Source organism: Roseivivax sp. CAU 1753 (genome assembly GCF_054482575.1).
Genome location: NZ_JBTLRF010000011.1, coordinates 1 through 23,403, shown reverse-complemented (window position 1 = coordinate 23,403; position 23,403 = coordinate 1). Strand labels below are relative to the sequence as shown.

Genomic DNA, 23,403 nt, shown 5'->3' with positions numbered 1-23,403 from the left:
CACGCATTTGATTGACAGGCCGCCGCTTCGCGTCGCCAACTCGGGGCCGACACGAAGGAGCGCGCATATGGCCAGACTGCACCCCAATCCGTTCCGCGCCACCGGGCGTCTGCCTGACCTGCCCGAGGGCATCCCGTTTCCCGAAGACGATGCGACACCGGTCGAGGCGCTGCTGACTCGTTGTCCGGTGGCGACAGCGACACCGCTGGTCGATGCCCCCGGCCTCGCCCGGATCGCGGGGGTGGCGCAGCTTGCGCTCAAGGACGAACGGGGGCGCATGGGGCTTGGCAGCTTCAAGGCGCTCGGGGGCGCGCATGTGATCGCCTGCGACGCGGTCGCGACCGGCGCAGAGGACCTGCGCCAGGCGCTTCGGGGCCGTCGCTATGTAACCGCCAGCGCGGGCAATCACGGGGTGTCGGTGGCGGCCGGTGCCAAGGTCTTCGGGGCGCAGGCGGTGATCTTCCTGCCGGACACGGTGCCCACGTCCTTCGCCGATCGTCTGCGGGCCAAGGGCGCAGAGGTCGTTCGGGCCGGGGCGCAATACGAAGCCAGCATGGCCGCGGCGGCAGAGGCTGCGGAGCAAAATGGCTGGACGCTGCTGTCGGACAGTTCCTGGTCCGGGTATACCGACCCGCCCCGCGTTCTGATGCAGGGCTATCTGGTGCTGATGGCCGAGGTGATCCGCCGCGCCAATTCCCCGCCCACCCACATCTTCGTGCAGGCCGGTGTCGGCGGTCTGGCCGCCGCCGTCGCCGTCAGCGCCCGACGCGCCTGGGGCGACGCGGTCTGCATCGTCGCGGTCGAACCCGAGGCCGCACCCTGCATCGCCGCCTCGCTGACCGAAGGCCGCCCGGTGCAGACCGAGGGGCCGGTGTCGTCCATGGGGCGGCTCGACTGCAAGGCGGCGTCGCTGATCGCGCTCAAGGGACTTGCACGCGATGTCGATGCGGTGATGACCCTGGCCGATGCCGAGGTCGAGGCGCTGTTGCCCGCGCTGGCCGCCGAGGGCCTTGCCACCACGCCGTCCGGGGCCGCCGGGGTCGCGGCGCTGATGGAAAGCGTGCCGTTTCGCGCGTCGCTCGGCCTCGGGCCGGACGCGCGGGTACTGGCCTTCCTGACCGAGACGGCAGAGTGACCGGCTTTGCCCCCGCCGAATACGAGGCCCGGGTCGCCCGCGCGCAATCAGCCATGTCCGGGGTCGGCCTGGATGCGCTGCTGCTTACGACAGAGCCCGATTTTCGCTACTTCTCGGGCTTTCTGACCCGGTTCTGGGAAAGCCCCACGCGGCCCTGGTTCCTGATCGTCCCGGCCTCGGGCGCGCCGGTCGCGGTCATCCCGTCGATCGGGCGCGCGTTGATGCAGACTGGCTGGATCACCGATATCCGCACCTGGCGCGCCCCGGACCTTGTGGACGACGGCATCAGCCTTCTGGCCGCGACGCTGGCCGAACGGACCCCGGTCAACGGACGGATCGGGCTGCCGATGGGCATGGAAAGCCACCTGCGCATGCCGCTTGCGGGTTTTTTCGCGTTGCAGGCCCGGCTTGGCACGCGGGCGCTGGTGGCCGACGCCGATATCACCCGCACCCTGCGGATGGTGAAATCCGACGCCGAAATCGCTGCCATCCGCAGGGCCTGCGGCGTTGCCGACCGCGCCTTTGCCCGCCTGCCCGAGATACTGCGCCCGGGTCGCCCGTTGCGTCGGGTGTTCCGGGATTTTCAGATGCTCTGCCTGTCGGAGGGGGCTGATTGGGTGCCCTACCTGGCCGGGGCCGCGGCACAAGGCGGCTATCCTGACGTGATCTCGCCGGCGACCGAGGCCCCGCTGGCGGCGGGGGACGTTGTGATGCTCGATACCGGGCTGCAACGCGACGGCTATTTCTGCGACTTCGACCGCAATGTGTCGATGGGGCCCGCCACGGACAGCGTCCGGATCGCTCATGCGCGCCTGATCGAGGCCACGGCCGCGGGCTTTGCCTCGGCCCGCGCCGGGGTCAGCCCGGCGGATCTGTATCACGCCATGGCGGCGGTGGCCTCGGATGGCGGCGCCGCCGAGGATGCGGGCCGTTTCGGTCACGGGCTGGGCACCCAACTGACCGAATGGCCGTCGATCATCCCCGGCGACACCTCCCCCCTGCCAGCAGGCACGGTGCTGACGCTGGAGCCTTCCGTCGCGCTGGCGGTCGGTCGCATCATGGTGCACGAAGAAAACATCGTGCTGCGCGATGGCGGGGCCGAATGGCTGTCCACGCCCGCCGGTCCTGCCCTGCCCGAGATCGCGCTGTGACCCCGTCCTCCATCCCATTCGCCTATGACAGCGTCGAAGCGGATGAGGTCCGCATCGGGCTGATTGTGTTGTCCGCCGATGAAAGCCTTGAACGGGACTTCCGCGCGCTGATCCCGGCGCGGGTGAATCTGCTGACCTCGCGCGTGCCCTCGGGCGACGCGGTCACCGAAGAGACGCTGGGCGCGATGGCCGCCGCCCTGCCCGCCGCCGCGCGCCTGTTGCCGCAGGCCCGGAAGTTCGCGGCGGTCGGCTATGGCTGCACCTCGGGCGCGGCGGTGATCGGGCGGGCCGAAGTGGCGCGGCTTGTCGCCGAAGGGGTCCCGACCGACGCGGTCAGCAACCCGGTCAGCGCGGTGGTGGCGGCCTGCGCTGCGCTTGGGGTGACACGGCTGGCGGTCTTGTCGCCCTATGTGGCGGCGGTGTCGGACCGGCTTCGCGGCGCGCTTCTGTCCGAGGGGATCGAAACGCCCGTATTCGGCAGTTTCAACGAGGCGGCAGAGGAAAAGGTCGTCCGCATCGCACCGCATTCGATCATCGCGGCGGGGCGTGCGCTGCTGGCGTCGGGCGGGGCCGAGGCGCTGTTTCTGTCCTGTACCAACCTGCGCACGCTGCGCGTGATCGCGCCGCTCGAGGACGCACTGGGTCTGCCGGTGCTGTCATCCAACCAGGTGCTGGCCTGGCACATGCTGCGCCTTGCGGGCATCGCGCACAGGCCCCCGGGGATGGGTCGGCTTTTCGCCGATCCCTAGACGGTCTTCACCCGCGCCAACTGCACCGCAAGGATGCCGCCCGCGATGATCAGAACGCCCAGCGCGTCCCAGAGGCTCAGCGCTTCGCCCAACAGCGCCCAGGCGATGAGCACGCCGAAGAACGGGTTGAGAAAGTGGAAGGTCGCGCCTTTGGTGGCACCGATCCGTTCGACCAGCAGGAACCAGACCAGCGTCGCCAGCACGCCCGGCACCAGCACCGTGTACCAGAAGGCGAAGACCAGCGTGCCGGACCAGTCGATGACCAGCTCTTCGAAGGCCAGCGCCGGAAACACCAGCGCGACCGCACCGACGAACATCTGCAAGCCCACCACCATCAGCACGTTGCCCTTCGATGTGGTGCCCCGCACGGTCAGCGTGGCAATCGCCAGCGACAGGGCGGCGACCACGCACAGCACGATGCCGGTCACGTTGGCCCCGCCCGACAGCCGCGCGCCCATGATCAGCGCGACGCCCACGATCCCGGCAAGCAGCCCCGCAACCCCCATGGCGGGCAGCCGGTCGCGGAACACCAGCCAGCCGAGGCACGCCACGATCAGCGGCATGGTCGAGGCGATGATCGCCGCCAGCGACGCCTCGATCTGCTGCATGGCGACGAAGTTCAGCCCGAGGTAGAGCGCGTTCTGGCACAGCCCGAAGATCACTACCGCGCGCCATTGCGCCCGGGTCAGGTGCCAACTTTGGCCCATCGCGCGCGCGATCCCCACGGCGATCACGCCCGAGATGAAGAACCGCAGCGACAGGGTGTAGAGCGGCGGCGCGGCCTGCACGATCACCCGCGCCGAGGTAAAGGCCGACGACCACATCGCGGCAAAGGCCAGACCCATCAGAACGGCGCGGACATCCATGAACTCTCCTGTTTGGGGCAGATGAACCGGCCTGCCCGCCGGACGCAAGCCGATAGCGCGCGTGAAAAGAAAAGCCCCCGCCGACCAGGAAGGCAGGCGGGGTCAGTGGCCTGCCGCAGACGGAGCGGAAGGCTGGCGGTAACTGGTGAATGTCCGGGGGGATCAGCCGCTTTCGGCCATCTCGGCGCGGATCTGCTGACGCAGGATGTCGATCGGCACGGATTTTCCATCCTTCTTGAAGTGCCAATAGGTCCAGCCGTTGCAGGATGGCGCGCCTTCGAGATGCGCGCCGACCTGATGGATCGAGCCTTTCACGTCGAGGCCCACAAGCGTGCCGTCAGCGCGCACCTTGGCGCTTTTGCCGGACGGCGAGGTCAGGGTTTCGCCGGGGCGCAGCATGCCGCGCTCGACCAGCTGTCCGAAGGGCACGCGCGGCTCGGAACGTTTGGCGCGCGTCGTCTCGAGCGCGGCCTTGTCGAACTTGCGAACCTTGGCGATGCGGTCCGTCGCGACCTTGCGATAGGCGTCTTCGCGTTCGATGCCGATCCAGTCGCGGCCCAGCATCTTGGCCACGGCCCCGGTGGTGCCGGTGCCGAAGAACGGGTCGAGCACCACGTCGCCGGGGTTGGTCGAGGCCAGCAAGACCCGGTGCAGCAGCGCCTCGGGTTTCTGGGTGGGATGCGCCTTCTGGCCATCCTCGCCCTTCAGCCGTTCGCCACCGTTGCAGATCGGCAGCACCCAGTCCGAGCGCATCTGGATGCCCTCGTTCAGGGCCTTCAGCGCCTCGTAGTTGAAGGTGTATTTCGCGCCTTCCGACTTCGATGCCCAGATCATCGTCTCATGCGCATTGGTGAACCGCTTGCCGCGGAAATTCGGCATCGGGTTCGATTTGCGCCAGACCACGTCGTTCAGCATCCAGTAGCCCTGATCCTGCAGCGCGGCCCCGACGCGGAAGATATTGTGGTAGGATCCGATGACCCAGATCGCGCCGTTGGGCTTGAGCACCCGCCGCGCCGCCTTGAGCCAGGCGCGGGTAAAGCTGTCATAGGCCTGAAAGCTCTGGAACTGGTCCCAGTCGTTGTCGACCGCATCGACAAGCGAATTGTCCGGGCGGTGCAGATCGCCCTTGAGCTGCAGGTTATAGGGTGGATCGGCGAAGATCAGGTCGACGGAATTCTCAGGCAAAGCCTGCATCGCCTCGACGCAGTCGCCTTGTAGAATCGTGTTGAGAGGGAGCGCTTGCGCACTCTTCAGATCGGTCATCTTCGTCATTTTGTCTCTGCCCCAAAACCTTCGGCGCTTATGCGCTCTCAGTGGTTGCAGAAAGACTGAGTCAAAGCCGATTCCGGGTCAAATTGTTTTTTGAATCAAGCGTTTGGGTTTTTACCTTGCCACAAGATGTTGTGGACTGGCTTGAAGGACTTCCTATGATGTGGGGTCAGACCGAGATTTCGAAGCGCCTCTTTGTGGCTTTTCGACGGATAGCCTGCATTCGTCTCCCAGCCGTATCCGGGAAACTGTTGCGCCAAATCCCGCATGCACCTGTCGCGCCACGATTTCGCCACAATTGAGGCCGCCGCGATGCATACCGACAGCGCGTCGCCCTTGATCAGAGGGGTCGCCGGATAGGGGCAATCGCGCGGGATCAGGTTGCCGTCGATCAGCAGATGGCAGGGCCGCGCGGGCAGGGCCGCCACGGCACGCATCATCGCCAGATGCGACGCGCGCAGGATGTTGATGCGGTCGATTTCCTCGACGCTGGCGACGCCGATGGCGAACTCGGCGCTGTCGCGAAGCGCGTCGGCCAGCGCCTCACGGCGCTTGCGCGACAACACCTTGCTGTCGGCAAGACCCGTGGGCAGCCGCGCCGGGTCGAAGATGACCGCCGCCGCCACCACCGGCCCGGCCAGCGGTCCGCGCCCGACCTCGTCGACCCCCGCGACCCGGCTTGCCCCCTGCCCGATCAGGGCCCGTTCGTGAAGATCGCTTGCGCCGGTCATGTCCCTTTCCTGCCCCGTTGCGCCATCCCGTGCCAGCCCAAAATGAAGAGGCAGGCCCAGCCTCGGACCTGCCCCTCGCGGCGGGAACGGGGGCGTTCCCGTCCGCCCTGCGCGACGCCTGGTGCCTAGTGGCGCGGCGTGTAATAGCCGCGGCGGTCAAGGCAACGTTCGAAAAAGCCCGACTGCAAGCGGTCGTTGTAGGTGAACTTGACGTTGCAGGCGGCGGGCAGCGTCGCGAAGGCCGGGTAGTGCCGCTTGAGGCAGCGGCCGCTGTAGAAGACGCGCGGCTTGCCGTCCTCGATCGGGACGGTGACCCGGCATCTCGGCGGCACGGTACGCGGATGGGCGTAGTAGCGCGTTTCCTCATGGGCCTTGTTCGGTTTATGCGGCTTGTGCGGCGGGTGCGCGACGTGCGGCGGGTGCGCGGTATGCGGCTCGATCCAGTTGTGCTTGCCGCTGGAATGGTGCGCCTTGGCCTGCGCTTCGGCCTCGGCCTCAGCCTTGGCCGCAGCGGCGGCTGCCTTCTTCTGCTTGTCCTTCTTCTTCTGCTTTTCTTCCTTGGCCTCGGCCTCGTCGACGGCCTGGCTGATGAAATACAAAAGCGTGGCGCTTCCCAGTATCTTGGCGATATCCTCGGGCGACGTGGCGCGCGCCTGAGTGGACATGACGCTGATCGCGGTGGACGCGACCAGCACGAGCGTGATGAAACGGCGGGACATGGGGCTTTCCTTTCAGGTTGCAGCGGGCGGTCCGGGCCGTTGGGGGCAAGGATGGATCGCCGATACCAGACAGGCTCCACCGCACCGGTCCCGTCACGCAATGACGCGGGCGCGGTTATCCGATATCGGCCCCGGCAACGCCTGCGATATTGAATGACAACGCGACCTGCCGCAGTCTGTGCGCATGAAACAGATCATTCTCATCCTGGCACTGACATTCGGCCCGGCGGCGGCCCAGGCTGCGTGTTACGCTGACTACAAGGCCAAGCGGGAAAACCCCTTGCGTCTGCACTACGGCGTGGCCGAAATACCGGACGCGGCGTGCAACAAGAAGGCCGCCACCCGTGCGTTGGGTCCGCGACTTGCCGCAGAGGGCTGGTCGCTTCTGAATGTGGTATCCGTGTTCGACGACTCAGGTCTCGAAGAAAGGAAGGACAGTGCCGGGCAACACTATCTCCGTTACTGACGCGCGCCGATCTGGCACGCGCATCGTGACCCTGGGTCTTGTCGCCATCGTCGGCCTGCTGGCCGCGGTCGGCGCGTGGCTGCTGTTCACCCTGCCCGATGCGGGCGCCTTCAATGACCGGGTCGAGAGGCTGTTCATCGAGAATGACGATCTGACCACCCAGGCCGAGATCAAGCTGCTCGAGATCCTGGCGCAATCGGGCACCGCCTTTTCCGAGACGCTGGAAAGCTATCGGGTGACGATCTTCGTGCTGCTGGTCTTTGCCACCGCGATGCTGATCGCCGCGCTGGTGTTCCTGGTGATGCTGGTGACGCTCAACCGGCGCATGGCCGCGGTCGAACGGTCCGGCATCGAGGTGTCGTCGCTGATCATCAGCCGAGAAGAGAACACCGTCTATCTCAACACCATGGGCTTCAAGCTGACCGAGGCGATGATGGAGACGCTGGCGATCCTCGCCGAGGCCCGGCTGGACGAAGAGATGCTGACCGGCACGCAGATCGAGGCGATGATCTCGGGCCGCAACGAGGTCGATTGCGAAGAGGCCGCAGGTGCCACCCGCATCAAGCGGCTGCGCGACGGGTTGGGCAACCAGCTGGTGTCGGAATTGCTGGTCAAGACCATCGCCAAGCGCGGCTATGTGCTGGCCGTCGACAAGGGCGTCATCCAGGTCGTCTGATCAACAGCGGCGGAGGGCGCGCATCGGCACAAATAGCCGCCGGGGACGCGTTCCGGGCCCGCCAGCCTGCCCCCCCCTGCCCCCTGCCCTGGCCGGCGATGCCCGCAACCGCGCATCCGTCTGGCACCCGGCATCGTGCACAGGGTTGCAGGAACCATTCCTGCGCTGGCGACGTTAGTGACATTCCTGCCTGCCCCGGGCCTGACATGGCGGTTCAGGGGCCCCGCATCGCCGCCCCGCCGGCCACCCCGCGCCGTTCACCCAAGTGAGTTGACCAGACAATGTTCGTATCCTCCGACATGCTCGACACGTTTATCCGGGCAATTGCCCTGTCATCGGTCGCCGTCTGCTGGGTCATCCTCGTCGTGCGCGTCATCGGCCTGCGCGCCTTTTCGAAAATGACGGCCTTCGATTTCGTGGTGACCGTCGCCATCGGGTCGCTTCTGGCCGGAGCAAGTCAGGCGACATCGTGGACCGGATTTGTGCAGGCCACCGTCGCGATCGCAAGCTTGCTGGGCGTGCAATATCTTGCCGCGCGGTTGCGCCGATCCTCCGACGCGTTCCAGTCCGCCGTGCAGAATTCCCCGGTCATGCTGATGCGCGACGGGGTCATCCTTCATGCAGCTTTGGATGCAACGCGCGTGGCCGAGGACGACCTGATCGCCAAATTGCGCGAAGCCAACGTGCTCGATTTTTCGGACGTGCGCGCGGTCGTGCTCGAGACAACCGGCGACATCTCCGTCCTGCACGGTCCCACCCTGAACCAGACGCTGCTCGACGGCGTGCAGCGGCTCGACTGACGACGATGTTCGACAGCGCCATATTTTTCAGGTGTTTTTGGTGACCCCGGCAGGATTCGAACCTGCAACCTGCCCCTTAGGAGGGGGCTGCTCTATCCAGTTGAGCCACGGAGCCACGCCTGCGCACATTTATCGTGGCATATCGCCCCTGTCACCCCGCAACCGGCGCAAATCCGAGAGCGGGGCGCGCGCGGGAACGCCGCGCCTTGTGAGTGGCGACGGGAATGGAGTACCCTGCACGAAACGCCGCAAGATACGAGGTTTCCAGTTGGTCGCCACACCCCCCCGACCCTTGACGCTCCGCGATGTATCCGAGGCCTCCGGCGTCTCCGAGATGACCGTGAGTCGCGTGCTGCGAAACCGGGGGGACGTATCGGATGCAACCCGCCAGAAGGTCCTCGCGGCGGCCAAGTCGCTGGGCTACGTGCCGAACAAGATCGCCGGGGCCCTGGCCAGCCAGCGCGTCAACCTCGTGGCGGTGATCATCCCCAGCCTGCGCAACATGGTATTCCCCGAAGTCATGAGCGGCATCAGCGCCGTGCTGGAAGAAACCGATCTGCAGCCCGTAGTCGGGGTCACCGATTACCTGCCGGAAAAGGAAGAGCGCGTCCTTTACGAGATGCTGTCGTGGCGGCCCTCGTCGGTGATCATCGCCGGGCTTGAACACACCGATGCATCGCGCGCCATGCTGGCCGCCTCGGGCATTCCGGTGGTCGAGATCATGGACACCGACGGCACGCCCATCGATGCAATGGTGGGCATCTCGCACCGCCGCGCCGGGCGCGAAATGGCGCAACTGATCCTGAAATCGGGCTATACCAATATCGGCTTTCTGGGCACCAAGATGCCGCTCGATCACCGGGCCCGTAAACGGTTCGAGGCCTTCACCGAGACCTTGGCCAAGGCCGGGGTCGAGGTCATGGACCAGGAATTCTATTCCGGCGGGTCGGCCCTGGCCAAGGGGCGCGAGATGACCGAGACCATCCTCGAACGCACGCCAGAGCTGGATTTCCTGTATTATTCGAATGACATGATCGGTGCTGGCGGACTTCTCTATCTGCTTGAGAAAGGCATCGACGTGCCCGGTCGCATCGGGCTTGCCGGGTTCAACGGGGTCGAGCTTCTGGACGGTTTGCCACGCAAGCTGGCGACCATGGATGCCGCACGAGAAGAGATCGGGCGCAAGGCGGCAGAGATCGTGGCCGCCCTTGTCGAAAACCCGGACGCCGAGGTCGAGCGGGTCGTCGAGCTGACCCCGCGCGTGTCGATCGGCGACACTCTCAAACGACGCTGACATTGCCGCATCCCGCGCCGATGCGCGCGGGCGGGCACCGACCCTTGGGGACATTGCAAGCCATGCGCCGGGGGCGCGCCGTTTGTGCCGCAACGGCCATGCGCCACAGGAGCCACGTGTCGCATCAGCCATGCACCGACCGGGACGCGGGCTTGAGCGAATAGCCGTGGTGGGCGCCGCAAGCGGTGCTTATCTGATGCACCAAGGGGGGATCGAACTGCGCATCGAACCCAATTCGGAGACATCCCATGGCGACCGCTACCGTGACCGCACAGACCAACACCACCTCCGACACCGGCAAGGGCAAGGGCATCCTTTCCCGCTTCTTCAATGGCGTGATCCGGCTTGCCGAACGCAACGCGCGCTACCGCCAAGCAGAGTGTCTGCAGGCGATGTCCGACGCGGAACTTGCCGCGCGCGGCCTCAAGCGCGAAGACATTGTCCGGCATGTCTACCGGGACCGGTTCTATCTTTGACGAAAGCCCCGTTCCGGGCCTGACGTGAAACCGGCGGCGCCTGACGGCGTGGCCGGTTTTTTGTGCCCGGGCGGTCTGGCTGCCGCGGATCCGGGCCTCACGCGACCGACCCGCCAAGAAAAAGGCCGCACCCCGGGGGGCACGGCCATTCCATACTCTTGCGCAGGACCCCGAAGGATCAGTTCTGCGCGTAGAATTCGATCACGAGGTTGGGTTCCATCTGCACCGCGAAGGGCACATCGGACAGTCCGGGCTGGCGCACGAAAGTGGCCTTCATCTTGGAGTGGTCGGCGTCGATGTAGTCGGGCACATCGCGCTCGGCCAGTTGCGTCGCCTCGAGGACGGCGGCGATCTGCTTGGACTTCTCGCGGACCTCGATAACGTCGCCTTCCTTCACGCGGTAGGAGGGGATGTTCACCTTCTTGCCGTTCACCGTGACGTGGCCGTGGTTCACGAACTGGCGCGCGGCAAAGACCGTTGCGACAAACTTCGCGCGGTAGACGACCGCGTCGAGGCGGCGCTCGAGCAGGCCGATGAGCAACTCACCGGTGTCGCCCTTCTGGCGCTCTGCGTCGGCGAAGATGCGGCGGAACTGCTTTTCGGTCAGGTCGCCGTAATGGCCCTTCAGCTTCTGCTTGGCGCGCAGCTGCAGACCGAAGTCGGACACCTTGCCCTTGCGGCGCTGGCCGTGCTGGCCGGGGCCGTATTCGCGGCGATTGACCGGGGATTTCGGACGACCCCAGATGTTTTCACCCATCCGGCGGTCGATCTTGTACTTGGCAGAGGTGCGTTTGGTCACCGTCTGATCTCCTTCGTTTGGACGCCGCCCCTTCGGTGGTCTCGGGGGCCGCTATTGAAGGGCGTTGTCCTCTGGGCCTTGTTCGGTTTCCCGGACCCTGACAGGCATCCCCTTGCGGGGGCCACCAACACCAATGGAAGCGCGCTTATATCCGGGTGCCTCGGCCTGTCAAGGCACCCCGCCCGTCGATGGCAATTTGAGGCAATTGCCAGCTATGGCGACGGGACCGCGTTAGGAATCCGGAAAGGTTCGGCGGGCCACCTTGTTGGCGCAAGGTAGAGGAAGTTGGAACCGGCCATGGTCAGTGGGCTTGATAGCAGCGTGCCGCGAAACGCACTGGAATTCGCCGTGCGCGAACAGGATCGCGACACGCCCCACGTGGTGGCCGCCGCCATCCGTGCGCGCAACGTCAACCTGGCGTTCCAGCCGGTCGTGCATGGCGCGGCCCATGATCGCGTGGCGTTTTACGAAGGCCTGTCGCGTGTGCTGGACCCGGCGGGCAGAATCATTCCCGCGCGCGATTTCATTCGCGACATCGAAGAGGAAGAGACCGGCCGCCTGCTGGATTGCGTCGCCCTCAGCAAGGGCCTTGGCGTGCTGTCGCGCAATCCGGACATCCGCCTGTCCCTGAACCTGTCAGCGCGCTCCATCGGGTTTCGCAAATACACCAATATCCTCGAACAGGGCATTCAGGGCGACCCGACAGTGGCCGAACGGCTGATTCTCGAAGTGACGGAACGGTCGGCCATGCTGGTGCCAGAACTGGTGACCGACTTCATGCGCCGGTATTCGCCCAAGGGGATCAGCTTCGCGCTCGACAACTTCGGCGCGGGGGCCACGAATCTGCGGGTGCTGAGCCGTTTTACCTTCGACATCCTGAAGATCGACGGGCGCCTGTCGCGGGGGGCGGCGGAAGACGCCGATGCACAGGTGCTGTTGCGCGCGATCCTCGCGATGGCGCGTGAACTGGACGTCTTCACCATCGGAGAAGCCATCGAGAACCAGGACGACGCAGCCTTCTTGACCGATATCGGCGTCGATTGCCTGCAGGGCTTCTACTTCGCGGCCCCGACGCTCGACCCGCCATGGCGTACCGCCGTCGCCCAACCCGCCTGATCCTCAGCCCGCCCGATCTCGGGCCTGCCAGATCTCGGGCCTGCCTGATCTTCGGCCTGCCAGATCTCGGGCCTGCCTGATCTCGGGCCTGCCTTGGTCTCCGGCCTACCTGATCTCAAGCCTGCCTGATCTCGGGCCTGCCTGGTCTCCGGCCTACCTGATCTCAAGCCTGCCTGATCTCGGGCCTGCCTGATCTCGGGCCTGCATGATGTCTGGCCCGCCTGACCTTCACCCCGCCCGTTCTCAGACCCGCCTGACCTCAAACCAGCCTGACCTCAAACCAGCCTGGCCCCGAGCACGCTTGACCCCAAGCACGCCGGACCCGCAGCTTGCGGCCCCCCTGCCTGCGCCCCCCGGGCGATCCCCCCGATCAAAGGGCAGGATCTTTCCTTTGCCCTCTCAAATTGGGTGCTCATCGGTTGCCCGAGATCGCCGCATCCGATACCACAGCGGACGACACGTCGCGCATGCGGGCTTTTTCTGTATGCCATGGCGCACCATGCAAGGAAGGATATCTGGCATGACAAACATCGTGATTGCATCTGCGGCTCGCACAGCTGTCGGAAGTTTCAACGGCGCGTTTGCGTCCACACCAGCGCATGAGCTCGGTGCTGCGATGCTGGAGGCGCTGGTTGCGCGCGCAGGTGTCGACAAGTCCGAAATCTCCGAAACTATTCTCGGTCAGGTCCTGACCGCCGCACAGGGGCAGAACCCTGCGCGCCAGGCCCATATCAACGCCGGTCTGCCGGAGGAATCGGCAGCCTGGGGCATCAACCAGGTCTGTGGGTCCGGCCTGCGCGCCGTGGCGCTCGGCGCCCAGCACATCCAGCTTGGCGATGCCGACATTATCTGCGCCGGGGGTCAGGAAAGCATGTCGCTGTCGGCCCATGCCGCGCATCTGCGTGCCGGTCACAAGATGGGCGACGTGAAGTTCATCGACACGATGATTCGCGATGGCCTCTGGGATGCGTTCAACGGCTACCACATGGGCCAGACCGCCGAAAACGTCGCCGAGAAATGGCAGATCAGCCGCGAGATGCAGGACCAGTTCGCTGTCGCCTCGCAAAACAAGGCCGAGGCCGCGCAGAACGCCGGGCGTTTCGACGACGAGGTGACCCCCTTCACCGTCAAGACCCGCAAGGGCGACATCGTCGTCGACAAGGACGAATACATCCGCCACGGCGCCACCATCGAAAGCATGGCCAAGCTGCGCCCGGCCTTCACCAAGGACGGCACGGTCACCGCGGCCAACGCATCGGGTCTCAATGACGGCGCGGCAGGTGCGCTTCTGATGACCGCGGAGAACGCGGAAAAGCGCGGCATCGAACCGCTCGCGCGCATCGTGTCCTACGCGACGGCGGGCCTCGATCCCAAGATCATGGGTGTCGGCCCGATCTACGCCTCCCGCAAGGCCTTGGAAAAGGCGGGCTGGAAGCCTCAGGATCTCGACCTTGTCGAAGCCAACGAAGCCTTTGCCGCCCAGGCCTGCGCCGTGAACAAGGACATGGGCTGGGACCCCGAGATCGTGAACGTCAACGGCGGTGCCATCGCGATCGGACACCCGATCGGCGCATCCGGTGCCCGCGTCCTCAACACCCTGCTGTTCGAGATGAAGCGCCGCGGTGCCAAGAAGGGCCTGGCGACGCTGTGTATCGGTGGCGGCATGGGCGTCGCCATGTGCGTCGAGCGTCCGTAATCCACGCAGACTGACCGAAGGCGGGGCCCCTGCCCCGCCTTCCGCGCATGCGGCAGATAATTCCACATAATCCCGATCAGCTCGTCTTTTCAGGCGGGGGTCTGCGCTGTTTCTGGCAGGGTGGCTTTCTGGCGACCCTGACGAAGTCGCGCACTATCGCCCCCCAACGCTTGACCGGCGTGTCCGGCGGCGCGCTGGCCGGGGCTGCCTATCTCTCGGGGCGTGACGAGGCGCTGCTCGAGGCGATGTGCGCCGCATTCGAGGCGCAGGACAGCAACGCCGATCTGTTTCACGACGGCGATCAGGGGCTGACGCCGCATCAGACCATCTATTGCGACGTGGTGGGCGAGGTCATCGATGCGGATGCCGCAGCACTTGTCGCCGACGGGCCGCACTTCCAGATCCTGATTGCGCATCCGCCAGAAGTGCTGCCGCCAAGCCTGTCCGGTATCGCGATGACACTCGCCTACGAGGCGGAACTGCACATCGTCAACGCGCCGCATTTCAACTGGGCCGAGAAGATCGGCCTCGAATATGCGCTGGTCGATGCCAACGCAGCGGCGCGCGACGGCAAGCTTGTCGACCTGATCTGTGCCGCTGCCGTCATCCCGCCGGTCTTCGAGCCCCCGACCTGGAACGGACGGGCGGTCGTCGATGGCGGCATGGCCGACCAGGCACCGATGCCCGACCCGGATATCGGTACCACGATGGTTTTGCTCACCCGGGACTATTCCAATCTGCCGGACGTCGAGAATCGCTATTACCTGCATCCCTCGGAAGAGACGCCCGCCGACAAGATCGATTTTACCGATCCCGGAAAGCTTCGTGCGACCTGGGATCAGGGCGTGCATGATGCCCAACGAATGCTGAAGGTTCGGAACATTCTCTGAACCAAAAGGCGTAATATCGTTGCGCTTTCCGGACGGATTTCGCAACGATGCCACCAAGACCAACCTATCCAAGGAGGAAAGACATGGGACGTGTAGCAGTAGTGACCGGTGGGAGCCGGGGCATCGGGGCCGCCATTTCGAAGCGGCTCAAGGCCGACGGGTTCTCGGTCGCCGCGACCTATGCCGGCAATGACGAGAAGGCCAAGGCCTTCACTGAAGAGACCGGCATCAAGACCTACAAGTGGAACGTGGGCGACTACGAAAGCTCCAAGGCGGGCCTTGCGCAGGTCGAGGCCGATCTCGGCCCGATCGAGGTGATCGTCGCCAATGCGGGCATTACCCGCGATGCACCGTTCCACAAGATGAAGCCCGAACAGTGGCACGAGGTCATCGACACCAACCTGACCGGTGTCTTCAACACCGTGCACCCGATCTGGCCCGGCATGCGCGAGCGCGGCTTCGGACGCATCGTTGTGATCTCGTCGGTCAATGGCCAGAAGGGCCAGTTCGCCCAGGTGAACTATGCCGCGACCAAGGCCGGTGACCTCGGGATCATCAAGTCGCTGGCGCAGGAAGGCGCGGCCAAGGGCATCACCGCCAACGCCGTCTGCCCGGGCTACATCGCCACCGAAATGGTCATGGCGGTGCCGGAAAAGGTGCGCGAGTCGATCATCAGCCAGATCCCCGCAGGGCGCCTTGGCGAACCCGAAGAGATGGCCCGCTGCGTGTCTTTCCTGGTCTCTGACGATGCGTCGTTCATCAACGGCTCGACGATTTCGGCCAATGGCGGTCAATACCTCGTCTGATCCGACGACTCATGTGCGATGACGCCCGCAAGGGCGGAAAAGCCCCGGCCCCGCGCCGGGGCTTTTTGCGTGCTGCGCCGCTCGATGTTGACCTCGGGGCCGTTCATCGACCGACCCGCGGTGGGCAGTCGCACGCTGTCTTGTCGCAGGAAAAGGGTGGTCACGGCCAAAGCTGCCGACCACCGGATGCCGGTCTGCCAGAAAGGCACCGCCATCGATGTGGGGCGACGGCATGGGTGCATGCCGACGCCTCTGGTCTTTGCGTTAGTGGACTGTCTCGGCGGACAGCCGCGAAATTTCTTCCTTCAGGCGCAATTTCTGCTTTTTAAGTTCAGCCACCTGCAGATCATCCGTTCCCGGGGATCGCTGGGCCTCCTCGACCTTGTCCGATAAAATGGCATGCTTCTTCTTCAGCTCCATCAAATGCGAACTTAGGCTCATGGGGGGACCTCCTTTGCTGTTGATACTCCAGAGTGGAGCATAGAATATGTAGGAAGTCACGCCGCATGCGCAAAGTATGCAAAGCAAATTTCCGCCAATTGAAACTATCTAAGGGGCCTGCGCAAAATCGAGCGGCGCACCCTCGCGCAGGATCGCCTGGACCGCGTCAGTGTAATCATCGCCGTCCACGGTGTGATGATCGCCCGCGTGCAGGACAAGCGGCGCATGCAGCCGGAACGCCGCGCGTCCCCCCTTGCGTGCGCGCACCAGCACCAGCCGCGCGGCACGGCCCTGTCGCGGTGCCAGTGGCTTGACCTCGACCGACCCCAGCACGTCCCGGAGCGCGGCAAGGATATCGGGCACCCGTTCGGCGCGGTGAACGATGTGCACGAACCCCGAAGGGGCAAGCCGCCGCGCGGCCACCGAAACCCACGTCGCCAGCGGCGTCGCCTCGGCCATCGCCGCCTCGCGCCCCGGATCCTGCGACGATGAACGTGCGAGGGGGTCGAAATACGGCGGATTGGCAAGGATGTGATCGAATCGCTCTTGGCGCAAAGCCACCGGCAGCGCCGACAGATCGGCGGCAACGATGCGCGCCGCAAGCCCGTTCGTCGCGCCGTTCTGCCGGGCCAGCGCGGCGTAGTCCGGCTGCCGCTCGACGCCGGTCAGGGACAGCCCCGGTATGCGCGCCGCCAGACAGAACAGCGCGGCCCCGGCCCCGCAGCCCAGATCGAGCACCCGCTGCCCGGCCCGCGCCTCGACCGATGCGGCCAGCAGCACCGGATCGATCCCGGCCCGGTAGCCGCGCCGTGGCTGCGCCAGCGTGATGCGCCCGCCCAGAAACGCGTCTCGGCTCAGCGCGTCGGCGTCAAACTCCGCGTCGTCATCCGTCAAGGCGCACGCCGTTTTCCCACAATACCCTGCGTGCCCGGGCCAGATCGCCCGTCCGCACCATCAATCGGCGCGGCAGAATTCCGATGGATCCCTCGAGGATGCTCATGTTTACGTCCAACTCGAAGGTCTCTATACCCTCGTCGTCAAGAACGGCCCGTGCCAGGGGGATCAGCGTGATGTCATTCGTGCGCAATAATTCTTCCATACGAACGATCTAACCCCTAGGGCTTTCGACTGTCGAGATGCGACCCGGAGAGATGATGAGCCTGGACCACGCAATGCAGAAACCACATGACCGCCTGGCCGCGGCGCTGAGCGCCGAGATGACGTCGGTCAATACCCTGATCCGCGAACGCATGGCCTCTGAACATGCGCCCCGCATCCCCGAAGTCACCGCGCACCTGGTCGAGGCGGGCGGCAAGCGATTGCGCCCGATGCTGACCCTCGCGGCGGCCAGGCTGTGCGGCTACCCGGGACCCTATCACATCCATCTCGCCGCAACGGTGGAGTTCATCCATACCGCGACGCTGCTGCATGACGACGTCGTCGATGAAAGCGCCCGGCGGCGCGGACGGCCCACCGCGAACCTGCTCTGGGACAACAAGTCCAGCGTGCTGGTCGGCGACTACCTGTTCGCGCGGTCGTTCCAGTTGATGGTCGAAACCGGCAATCTGCGGGTGCTCGACATCCTGTCGAACGCGGCCGCAACGATTGCCGAGGGCGAGGTGCTGCAGCTTTCCGCGGCGCAGGACCTGCGCACCGATGAGGGCATCTACCTCAAGATCGTGCGCGGCAAGACCGCGGCGCTGTTCTCGGCGGCGACCGAGGTGGGCGGCGTGATCGCGGGCGTCGACGAGACGCAGGTGAAGGCGCTTTTCGACTACGGAGACGCGCTCGGGATCGCGTTCCAGATCGTCGACGACCTGCTCGATTATCAGGGCGATGCCAATGCAACCGGCAAGAATATCGGCGACGATTTCCGCGAACGGAAACTGACGCTGCCGGTGATCAAGGCGGTTGCGCGGGCAGATGACGAAGAACGCGCCTTCTGGCAGCGGGTGATCGAGAAAGGCCGTCAGGACGACGGCGATCTGGATCATGCGCTGGTCCTGCTGGACAGGCACGGCGCGCTCGCGGCGACGCGCGACGACGCCATCGGCTGGATCGCGAAGGCCAAGGCGGCGATGTCGGGCCTGCCACAAAGCGATCTGCGCGACATGCTGATCGACCTGGCCGATTACGTGGTCGCCCGGGTCAACTGACGGCTGCCCCGCACGGGATGCGGGGCCTCGGATCCGCGGCGATTGCAGACCCGCGAACCCGGGCCCGCCCCGACCGGACTTGCGTCCGCGCCCGCGCTCGGCCAACATCCGCGGCAGCCAAGACCCGGAGTTCGCGTTGTTTTTCCGCCTCACGCTCTGTGCCCTGATGGTCGGCACGGTCGGTTCCGCCGCCGACCTGCCCGATCCGATCACCGACGCCGATTACCGACCGGTGTCGATTTCAGAGGCGTGGCTGGGCCAGATGCTGTTCTACGACCCCATCCTTTCCGGCAACAGGAGCGTCGCCTGCGCGTCGTGCCATCATCCGGCATTCGGCACCGGGGACGGGCTGGCGCTGGGCCTCGGCGATGGCGGCGTGGGGCTTGGCCCCAGACGCGTCACCGACCCCGAAAACCTGCCCGAACGGCGCGTGCCCAGGAACGCGCAGGCGCTGTGGAACCTGGGCGCGCGGGAATTTACCGTGATGTTCCATGACGGGCGCGTGGAAGCCCGGGCGGACGGCACCATCCGCACGCCGCTGGGCCGCCACATGACCGAAGGCTTTGCCTCGGTCCTGTCGGCGCAATCCATGTTCCCGGTGCTGTCGCCCGACGAGATGGCCGGACATCACGGCGAAAACGACGTCTCCGAAGCGGTGCGGCTGGGGCAGCTGACCGGCCCCGGCGGTGCCTGGGACATCATCGCGCGGCGGGTGGCGGCGATCGATGCCTATGCCACGGCGTTCACCGCGATCTATCCCGGCATCGAGACGCCGGACGACATCGCCTTCACCGATATCTCGAACGCCATCGCCGCCTTCATCGCTTTCGAGTGGCGTTCGGACCAAAGCCCCTTCGACGCCTATCTGCGCGGCGAGGCGGCGCTTTTCCCGCGCGCCATGGCCGGACTGTCGCTGTTTTATGGCGACGCGCGGTGCAGCAGCTGCCACAGCGGCGCGTTCCAGACCGATCACGGCTTTCATGCCATGGGCGACGTGCAGCTTGGCCCCGGCAAGGCCGCGGCCCTTGAACCCCACGCCCGCGACGAGGGCCGCATGCGCGTCACCGGAAACCCCGCCGATGCCTACGCCTTCCGCACGCCGTCGCTGCGCAATGTCGCGCTGACCGCGCCCTACGGCCATGCCGGCGGCTATGACGATCTGTCAGCCTACCTGGCCCACCACGCCGACCCCGAAGCGGCCCTTGCGCGCTATGACCGGTCCGCCGTGTTGCCGGTGCTTGCGGTCGAGGATTGGCGCGTGCAGGACGACGAGGCCGAGCGCGGCAATATCCTGTCCGCCCATCGCAGCGGGGCGGTGCCGCTCGATGCGGGCGAGATCGCGGCCCTGGTGGCGTTTCTTGGCACGCTGACCGATCCGGTCGCGCGCGCGGGGCGGCTTGGCATTCCCGAAACGGTGCCGAGCGGCCTGCCGGTCCCCGCGCCCTGATCCCGGACCTGCGCCCGGGGCGCGGGCAGGAGCGAGGGGCCGGCCCCTCGCGCTCCCCGGAGTATTTCCGGTCCGATCGTGACAGCGGCCCGGAACGGGCAACGTGGGACGCCCGGGCGGGGGGGGTGGTCACCGCGTCGGGCGCGGCGGTCTAGGGGGCGGGATTGAGGGTGACTGCCCGGACCCACCAGCCCGGATGTTCGGCGGCGATCCGCGCGGCGGCTGCGGTGGCCGAGGAGGCGTCCGGGTAGAGGCCGAAGCAGGTGGCGCCCGAGCCTGACATGCGCGCGATCAGCGCATCGCCGAGCGCCTGCGTCACAGCCCCGATTTCGGGAACCAGTGTCAGCGTCGCGGCCGCGAGATCGTTGCGGGTCCCGGCGAGGAACGTGGCCATCGCGGCCACATCCGGCAGTTCGGGCCAATCCTCGGGCATGGGTGCGTTGTCCTTGTCGGCAAGCGCGCCGAACACGTCGACCGTGGCGACCTCGACGCCGGGATTGACCAGAACCGCCGGCAGCGCGGGCAGGCCCTGCACTGGCAACGCGCCCTCGCCAATGCCCGAGACCAGTTGCGCCAAAGGCTCGAGGCACATCGGGACATCCGCCCCCAGCGACACGGTCTGGCGCGGGATCGGCATGCCCCAGAGCGTCGACAGGGCGCGCAGGGTCGCCGCCGCATCCGAAGAGCCGCCACCGATCCCGGCCGCCGATGGCAGGTGTTTTTCAAGCACGATATGCGCGCCCCGCACCGGGTCGAGAAGTTCGGCGGCGCGCAGGACCAGATTGTCGCGGCCCGTCGGCACGCCCGCCGCCATCGGCCCGGTAACCTCGAGTGTCAGCGCATCCGCGTCCGTCACCCGGACCACATCACCGACATCGGCGAACACCACCAGGGACGTCAGTTCGTGATAGCCATCGGGCCGTTGCCCGGTGACGTGCAGCGTCAGGTTGACCTTGGCCGGAGCGAATTGCTCAATCGCCATCGCCCGCCGCCACGTTCAGGGGCGCGGATCCCTCTTCGGCCAGCACGGCATCGAGGCCGATCTCGAGCTTGCGGCGGATGCGCACGGGATCGGCGTCCTCGGACACCTCTTCGAAATCGATGAAGGACAGCGCGCGTTTCCACATGAATTCCGCCTCGAGTTCGCGCCCGACCGCCCAATAGGCATCGCCGAGGTGATCGTTCACCACCGGATCGATCGGCATCAGTTCGGCGGCGCGTTCCAGCTGGCCCACCGCTTCGTCATAGCGCCCGAGGCGGTAGTAGACCCACCCCAGGCTGTCGACGATGTACCCCGCATCGGGGCGCGCGGCGACCGCACGCTCGATCATGTCGAGCGCTTCGTCGAGCTTGATCTGGTGTTCGACCAGCGAATAGCCCAGGTAATTCAGCACCTGCGGCTGTTCGGGGTTCAGTTCGAGCGCGGCGCGGAAATCGGCTTCGCCCTTGTCCCAGGCGCCGGAGCGTTCATGGGAAATGCCGCGCGCGTAGTAGAGAAACCACTGTTCGGTTTCGGGGGCGTCATAGGCGTCGATCGCGCGGCTATAGGCGGCGATGGCGTCGTCATAGCGTTCGAGCCGACGCATGAAATCCGCCAGCGTCGACTGCACCACCGGCAGGTTACCGTGGGTCTCGGCCAGGCTTTCCAGAACCTCGACCGCGGCGTCGGTCTTGCCCTCTGCGCGCAGGGCTTCGGCGCGCCCGATCTCGGCGGCGTGGAAGGCCGGATCGTCGCGCGGCACCTTCTTGTAGGCCCTGCCCGCAAGTTCGTGCTGACCGAGGCTGCGCAGCAATTCCGCCGACATCAGGATCGCATCGGTGTGACGCGGGTTGAGGTATTCGGCGATGCGCGAATAGAGCAGGGTGAAGTCTTCGCTGGCATCGTTGGTCAACGCCGAACCGATGGTAAAGAACGTCTCGGCCAGGCCTTCCTTGGCGCCGCGCACATGGGTGAAGGGCAGCGTCTCGCCGGCCTTTAGCGCGGTGACCATGGCCGACAGCGCCGGGTCGAAGGCCGCGTTGAAGGACCGGTCGATCAGCGCCAGCGCCTCATCGTTGCGCTCGAGCTGGCTGAGCACCTCGACCCGGGCCATGATGGCGCGGCGGGTGAACTGCACGCCGCCGCCGTCATCCGACCCCATCAGCGCCTCGGCGCCCTCGTAGTCGCCGACCGAGGCCAGTGCCAGGCCCTTGTGGTAAATGGCGAAGGGCATCAGCCCCTGCTGCGCCCCGACCTCGTCGAAGGCATTCAGTGCAGAGGTCATGTCGCCCTGCCCCAGCAGCGCCCAGGCCCGCGCCAGCCCGTCGACCAGCGGCCCCGCGCCGCGATCGGCGTCGATGGCGGCCAGGACCGAAGCGTAGTTTTCCTGCGACATGGCCTGGGCCGCGACCGCCATCTGCGCGATCTGGCTGGACTGGCCCTGCGCCAGCACCCGCTCGCCCAGAATGGCCGCGCGTTCGATATTGCCCAGCGACAGATGCGACAGCGCCGCGCGATCCAGAAACTCGACGCGTTCGTGATCGTGCATCAGCGTGCGGTCGTAATAGTCCGCCGCGGCCTCGAAATCGCCCGCCCGGGCGGCCTGGCGCGCGGCAAGGTAGTCGCCCGCCACGCCTTGTGCCGTGGCCGCCATCGGCACCCCGATCACGATGGCCGCGACGGCCGTCCTCATCCATTTGATCGCGATACCTGTCATCGACCGCATCCTTCTGCTCGGCGCGTTTGCTCGGGCGGCAGCGTAACCCCGGGCAGGGTCCGGACGCAATGCGGGGCGGCCATATCCGACTGCCCCGCATGTCACGTTGGCGTAATTCCGATCACAGCGACATTACATATTGGGGTAATTCGGTCCGTCGCCGCCTTGTGGGGTGGTCCAGACGATGTTCTGGGCGGGGTCCTTGATGTCGCATGTCTTGCAGTGGACGCAGTTCTGGAAGTTGATCACGAAGCGCGGCCCGGTGCCGTCCTGGTCGACGAACTCGTAGACGCCGGCCGGGCAGTAGCGCTGGCTCGGGCCGCCATAAAGCGTCCAGTCGACCTCCACGGCCTTGCCCGGGTCCTTCAGCTTGAGGTGCGAGGGCTGGCTTTCGGCGTGGTTGGTGGCGGCGAAAGACACGTTGGTGAGCCGGTCGAAGCTCAGCTTGCCGTCGGGCTTGGGATAGTCGATCTTCTTGTGATCCTTGGCTTTTCCGGTGGCCTCCGCATCCGTCTTGCCGTGCTTGATGGTGCCGAACAGCGAAAACCCCAGCGTGTTGGTCCACATGTCGAACCCGCCCGCCAGAAGGCTGGTCGCGAGGCCGTATTTCGACCAGAGCGGCTTGACGTTGCGCACCCGCTTGAGGTCCTGGCCGATGGCGCCCTCGCGCACTTCGGTCTCGTAGTCGGCCAGCTCGTCCGAGGTCCGACCGGCCTTGATGGCGGCATGCGCGGCCTCTGCCGCGGCCTTGCCCGACAGCATCGCGTTGTGGTTGCCCTTGATGCGCGGCACGTTGACCATGCCGACCGAACAGCCCAGAAGCGCCACGCCCGGCGCCACCATCTTCGGCATCGACTGATAGCCCCCTTCCGAGATCGCCCGGGCGCCATAGGCCACCCGTTTGCCGCCCTCCAGAAGGTCGGCCACCATCGGGTGATGCTTGAAGCGCTGGAACTCCATATAGGGGTAGAGATGCGGGTTCTCGTAGTTGAGATGCACCACGAAACCCACATAGACCTGATTG

The 23,403-nt window shown here is 66.0% G+C and carries 25 protein-coding genes and 1 tRNA gene; 14 read left to right on the top strand and 12 right to left on the bottom strand.

What is annotated here, in order from left to right:
* Window positions 1–67: 67 nt before the first annotated feature.
* From ACXYMN_RS17440 to ACXYMN_RS17430, 3 genes are read left to right on the top strand one after another with little or no spacing between them, the layout of a single operon-like run.
* Window positions 68–1,135: a pyridoxal-phosphate dependent enzyme gene (locus ACXYMN_RS17440; RefSeq protein WP_459015042.1), complete on the top strand. Its 1,068-nt coding sequence runs from the start codon at window positions 68–70 to the stop codon at window positions 1,133–1,135.
* Window positions 1,132–2,286 (top strand): M24 family metallopeptidase, encoded by a 1,155-nt coding sequence (locus ACXYMN_RS17435; RefSeq protein ID WP_459015041.1) that lies wholly within the window; start codon window positions 1,132–1,134, stop codon window positions 2,284–2,286. Before ACXYMN_RS17440 ends, ACXYMN_RS17435 begins: the two co-directional genes overlap by 4 nt.
* On the top strand, window positions 2,283–3,035 hold the full coding sequence (locus ACXYMN_RS17430) for a maleate cis-trans isomerase family protein (protein ID WP_459015040.1): 753 nt from the start codon (window positions 2,283–2,285) through the stop codon (window positions 3,033–3,035). The genes ACXYMN_RS17435 and ACXYMN_RS17430 overlap by 4 nt, the downstream gene beginning before the upstream one ends.
* On the opposite strand, the gene ACXYMN_RS17425 is transcribed toward ACXYMN_RS17430, so the two are convergent.
* From ACXYMN_RS17425 to ACXYMN_RS17410, 4 genes are all read right to left on the bottom strand, one after another.
* On the bottom strand, window positions 3,032–3,901 hold the full coding sequence (locus tag ACXYMN_RS17425; protein WP_459015038.1) for a DMT family transporter: 870 nt from the start codon (window positions 3,899–3,901) through the stop codon (window positions 3,032–3,034). The two genes, ACXYMN_RS17430 and ACXYMN_RS17425, sit on opposite strands and share 4 nt — an antisense overlap.
* Before the next feature lie 162 nt (window positions 3,902–4,063).
* Window positions 4,064–5,164 (bottom strand): DNA methyltransferase, encoded by a 1,101-nt coding sequence (locus ACXYMN_RS17420; RefSeq protein ID WP_459015037.1) that lies wholly within the window; start codon window positions 5,162–5,164, stop codon window positions 4,064–4,066.
* Between the two features lie 104 nt (window positions 5,165–5,268).
* Window positions 5,269–5,901 (bottom strand): ribonuclease HII, encoded by a 633-nt coding sequence (locus ACXYMN_RS17415; RefSeq protein ID WP_459015036.1) that lies wholly within the window; start codon window positions 5,899–5,901, stop codon window positions 5,269–5,271.
* Window positions 5,902–6,026: 125 nt separating this feature from the next.
* Window positions 6,027–6,620, bottom strand: coding sequence for a hypothetical protein (locus tag ACXYMN_RS17410; RefSeq protein ID WP_459015035.1), 594 nt, complete (start codon window positions 6,618–6,620; stop codon window positions 6,027–6,029).
* 184 nt (window positions 6,621–6,804) lie between these two features.
* Here ACXYMN_RS17410 and ACXYMN_RS17405 point away from each other — a divergent pair, with 184 nt between their 5' ends.
* From ACXYMN_RS17405 to ACXYMN_RS17395, 3 genes are all read left to right on the top strand, one after another.
* Complete coding sequence (locus ACXYMN_RS17405) at window positions 6,805–7,086, top strand: hypothetical protein (RefSeq protein ID WP_459015034.1); 282 nt, start codon at window positions 6,805–6,807, stop codon at window positions 7,084–7,086.
* Complete coding sequence (locus ACXYMN_RS17400; protein ID WP_459015033.1) at window positions 7,058–7,762, top strand: winged helix-turn-helix domain-containing protein; 705 nt, start codon at window positions 7,058–7,060, stop codon at window positions 7,760–7,762. Before ACXYMN_RS17405 ends, ACXYMN_RS17400 begins: the two co-directional genes overlap by 29 nt.
* Before the next feature lie 281 nt (window positions 7,763–8,043).
* Window positions 8,044–8,562 carry a DUF421 domain-containing protein gene (locus ACXYMN_RS17395; protein WP_459015032.1) on the top strand — a complete coding sequence of 173 codons (519 nt, stop codon included), beginning with the start codon at window positions 8,044–8,046 and terminating at the stop codon, window positions 8,560–8,562.
* A gap of 38 nt (window positions 8,563–8,600) precedes the next feature.
* Here ACXYMN_RS17395 and ACXYMN_RS17390 read toward each other — a convergent pair.
* Window positions 8,601–8,677, bottom strand: a tRNA-Arg gene (locus ACXYMN_RS17390).
* A 153-nt stretch (window positions 8,678–8,830) separates the two neighbouring features.
* Here ACXYMN_RS17390 and ACXYMN_RS17385 point away from each other — a divergent pair.
* Together ACXYMN_RS17385 and ACXYMN_RS17380 are read left to right on the top strand one after the other, a co-directional pair.
* Window positions 8,831–9,856: a LacI family DNA-binding transcriptional regulator gene (locus ACXYMN_RS17385; protein ID WP_459015030.1), complete on the top strand. Its 1,026-nt coding sequence runs from the start codon at window positions 8,831–8,833 to the stop codon at window positions 9,854–9,856.
* 248 nt (window positions 9,857–10,104) lie between these two features.
* A complete protein-coding gene (locus ACXYMN_RS17380; protein WP_459015028.1) occupies window positions 10,105–10,332 on the top strand; it encodes a DUF1127 domain-containing protein in 228 nt (75 codons plus the stop codon).
* Between the two features lie 178 nt (window positions 10,333–10,510).
* On the opposite strand, the gene rpsD is transcribed toward ACXYMN_RS17380, so the two are convergent.
* Window positions 10,511–11,131, bottom strand: coding sequence for a 30S ribosomal protein S4 (rpsD, locus tag ACXYMN_RS17375; RefSeq protein WP_459015027.1), 621 nt, complete (start codon window positions 11,129–11,131; stop codon window positions 10,511–10,513).
* Between the two features lie 297 nt (window positions 11,132–11,428).
* Between rpsD and ACXYMN_RS17370 the strand changes: the two genes are divergently transcribed.
* From ACXYMN_RS17370 to phbB, 4 genes are all read left to right on the top strand, one after another.
* Window positions 11,429–12,247: an EAL domain-containing protein gene (locus tag ACXYMN_RS17370; protein WP_459015025.1), complete on the top strand. Its 819-nt coding sequence runs from the start codon at window positions 11,429–11,431 to the stop codon at window positions 12,245–12,247.
* A 520-nt stretch (window positions 12,248–12,767) separates the two neighbouring features.
* Complete coding sequence (locus tag ACXYMN_RS17365) at window positions 12,768–13,943, top strand: acetyl-CoA C-acetyltransferase (RefSeq protein ID WP_459015023.1); 1,176 nt, start codon at window positions 12,768–12,770, stop codon at window positions 13,941–13,943.
* Window positions 13,944–13,990: 47 nt separating this feature from the next.
* Complete coding sequence (locus ACXYMN_RS17360) at window positions 13,991–14,833, top strand: patatin-like phospholipase family protein (RefSeq protein WP_459015022.1); 843 nt, start codon at window positions 13,991–13,993, stop codon at window positions 14,831–14,833.
* Window positions 14,834–14,916: 83 nt separating this feature from the next.
* Window positions 14,917–15,639, top strand: a complete 723-nt coding sequence (gene phbB, locus ACXYMN_RS17355) for an acetoacetyl-CoA reductase (RefSeq protein WP_459015020.1) — start codon at window positions 14,917–14,919, stop codon at window positions 15,637–15,639.
* A 264-nt stretch (window positions 15,640–15,903) separates the two neighbouring features.
* On the opposite strand, the gene ACXYMN_RS17350 is transcribed toward phbB, so the two are convergent.
* The 3 genes from ACXYMN_RS17350 to ACXYMN_RS17340 all read right to left on the bottom strand — a co-directional run bounded on the left by ACXYMN_RS17350 (window position 15,904) and on the right by ACXYMN_RS17340 (window position 17,179).
* Entirely contained in the window at window positions 15,904–16,080 is a 177-nt protein-coding gene (locus ACXYMN_RS17350) for a YdcH family protein (protein WP_459015018.1), read from the bottom strand.
* A gap of 108 nt (window positions 16,081–16,188) precedes the next feature.
* Window positions 16,189–16,974: a tRNA1(Val) (adenine(37)-N6)-methyltransferase gene (locus tag ACXYMN_RS17345; protein WP_459015016.1), complete on the bottom strand. Its 786-nt coding sequence runs from the start codon at window positions 16,972–16,974 to the stop codon at window positions 16,189–16,191.
* Window positions 16,964–17,179, bottom strand: coding sequence for a putative signal transducing protein (locus ACXYMN_RS17340; RefSeq protein ID WP_459015014.1), 216 nt, complete (start codon window positions 17,177–17,179; stop codon window positions 16,964–16,966). The genes ACXYMN_RS17345 and ACXYMN_RS17340 overlap by 11 nt, the downstream gene beginning before the upstream one ends.
* Before the next feature lie 55 nt (window positions 17,180–17,234).
* On the opposite strand from ACXYMN_RS17340, the gene ACXYMN_RS17335 reads away from it, so the two are divergent.
* The gene (locus ACXYMN_RS17335; RefSeq protein ID WP_459015012.1) at window positions 17,235–18,236 is read left to right on the top strand and encodes a polyprenyl synthetase family protein; all 1,002 of its coding nucleotides are present in this window, start codon (window positions 17,235–17,237) and stop codon (window positions 18,234–18,236) included.
* A gap of 166 nt (window positions 18,237–18,402) precedes the next feature.
* Window positions 18,403–19,683, top strand: a complete 1,281-nt coding sequence (locus tag ACXYMN_RS17330; RefSeq protein ID WP_459015138.1) for a cytochrome-c peroxidase — start codon at window positions 18,403–18,405, stop codon at window positions 19,681–19,683.
* A gap of 151 nt (window positions 19,684–19,834) precedes the next feature.
* Here ACXYMN_RS17330 and ACXYMN_RS17325 read toward each other — a convergent pair whose 3' ends face one another.
* The 3 genes from ACXYMN_RS17325 to ACXYMN_RS17315 form a co-directional block, all read right to left on the bottom strand.
* Entirely contained in the window at window positions 19,835–20,665 is an 831-nt protein-coding gene (locus tag ACXYMN_RS17325; RefSeq protein ID WP_459015010.1) for a 4-(cytidine 5'-diphospho)-2-C-methyl-D-erythritol kinase, read from the bottom strand.
* Entirely contained in the window at window positions 20,655–22,379 is a 1,725-nt protein-coding gene (locus ACXYMN_RS17320) for a tetratricopeptide repeat protein (protein ID WP_459015008.1), read from the bottom strand. The genes ACXYMN_RS17325 and ACXYMN_RS17320 overlap by 11 nt, the downstream gene beginning before the upstream one ends.
* Window positions 22,380–22,511: 132 nt before the next feature.
* On the bottom strand, window positions 22,512–23,403 hold an 892-nt coding region (locus ACXYMN_RS17315), incomplete at its 5' end, for an electron transfer flavoprotein-ubiquinone oxidoreductase (RefSeq protein ID WP_459015006.1).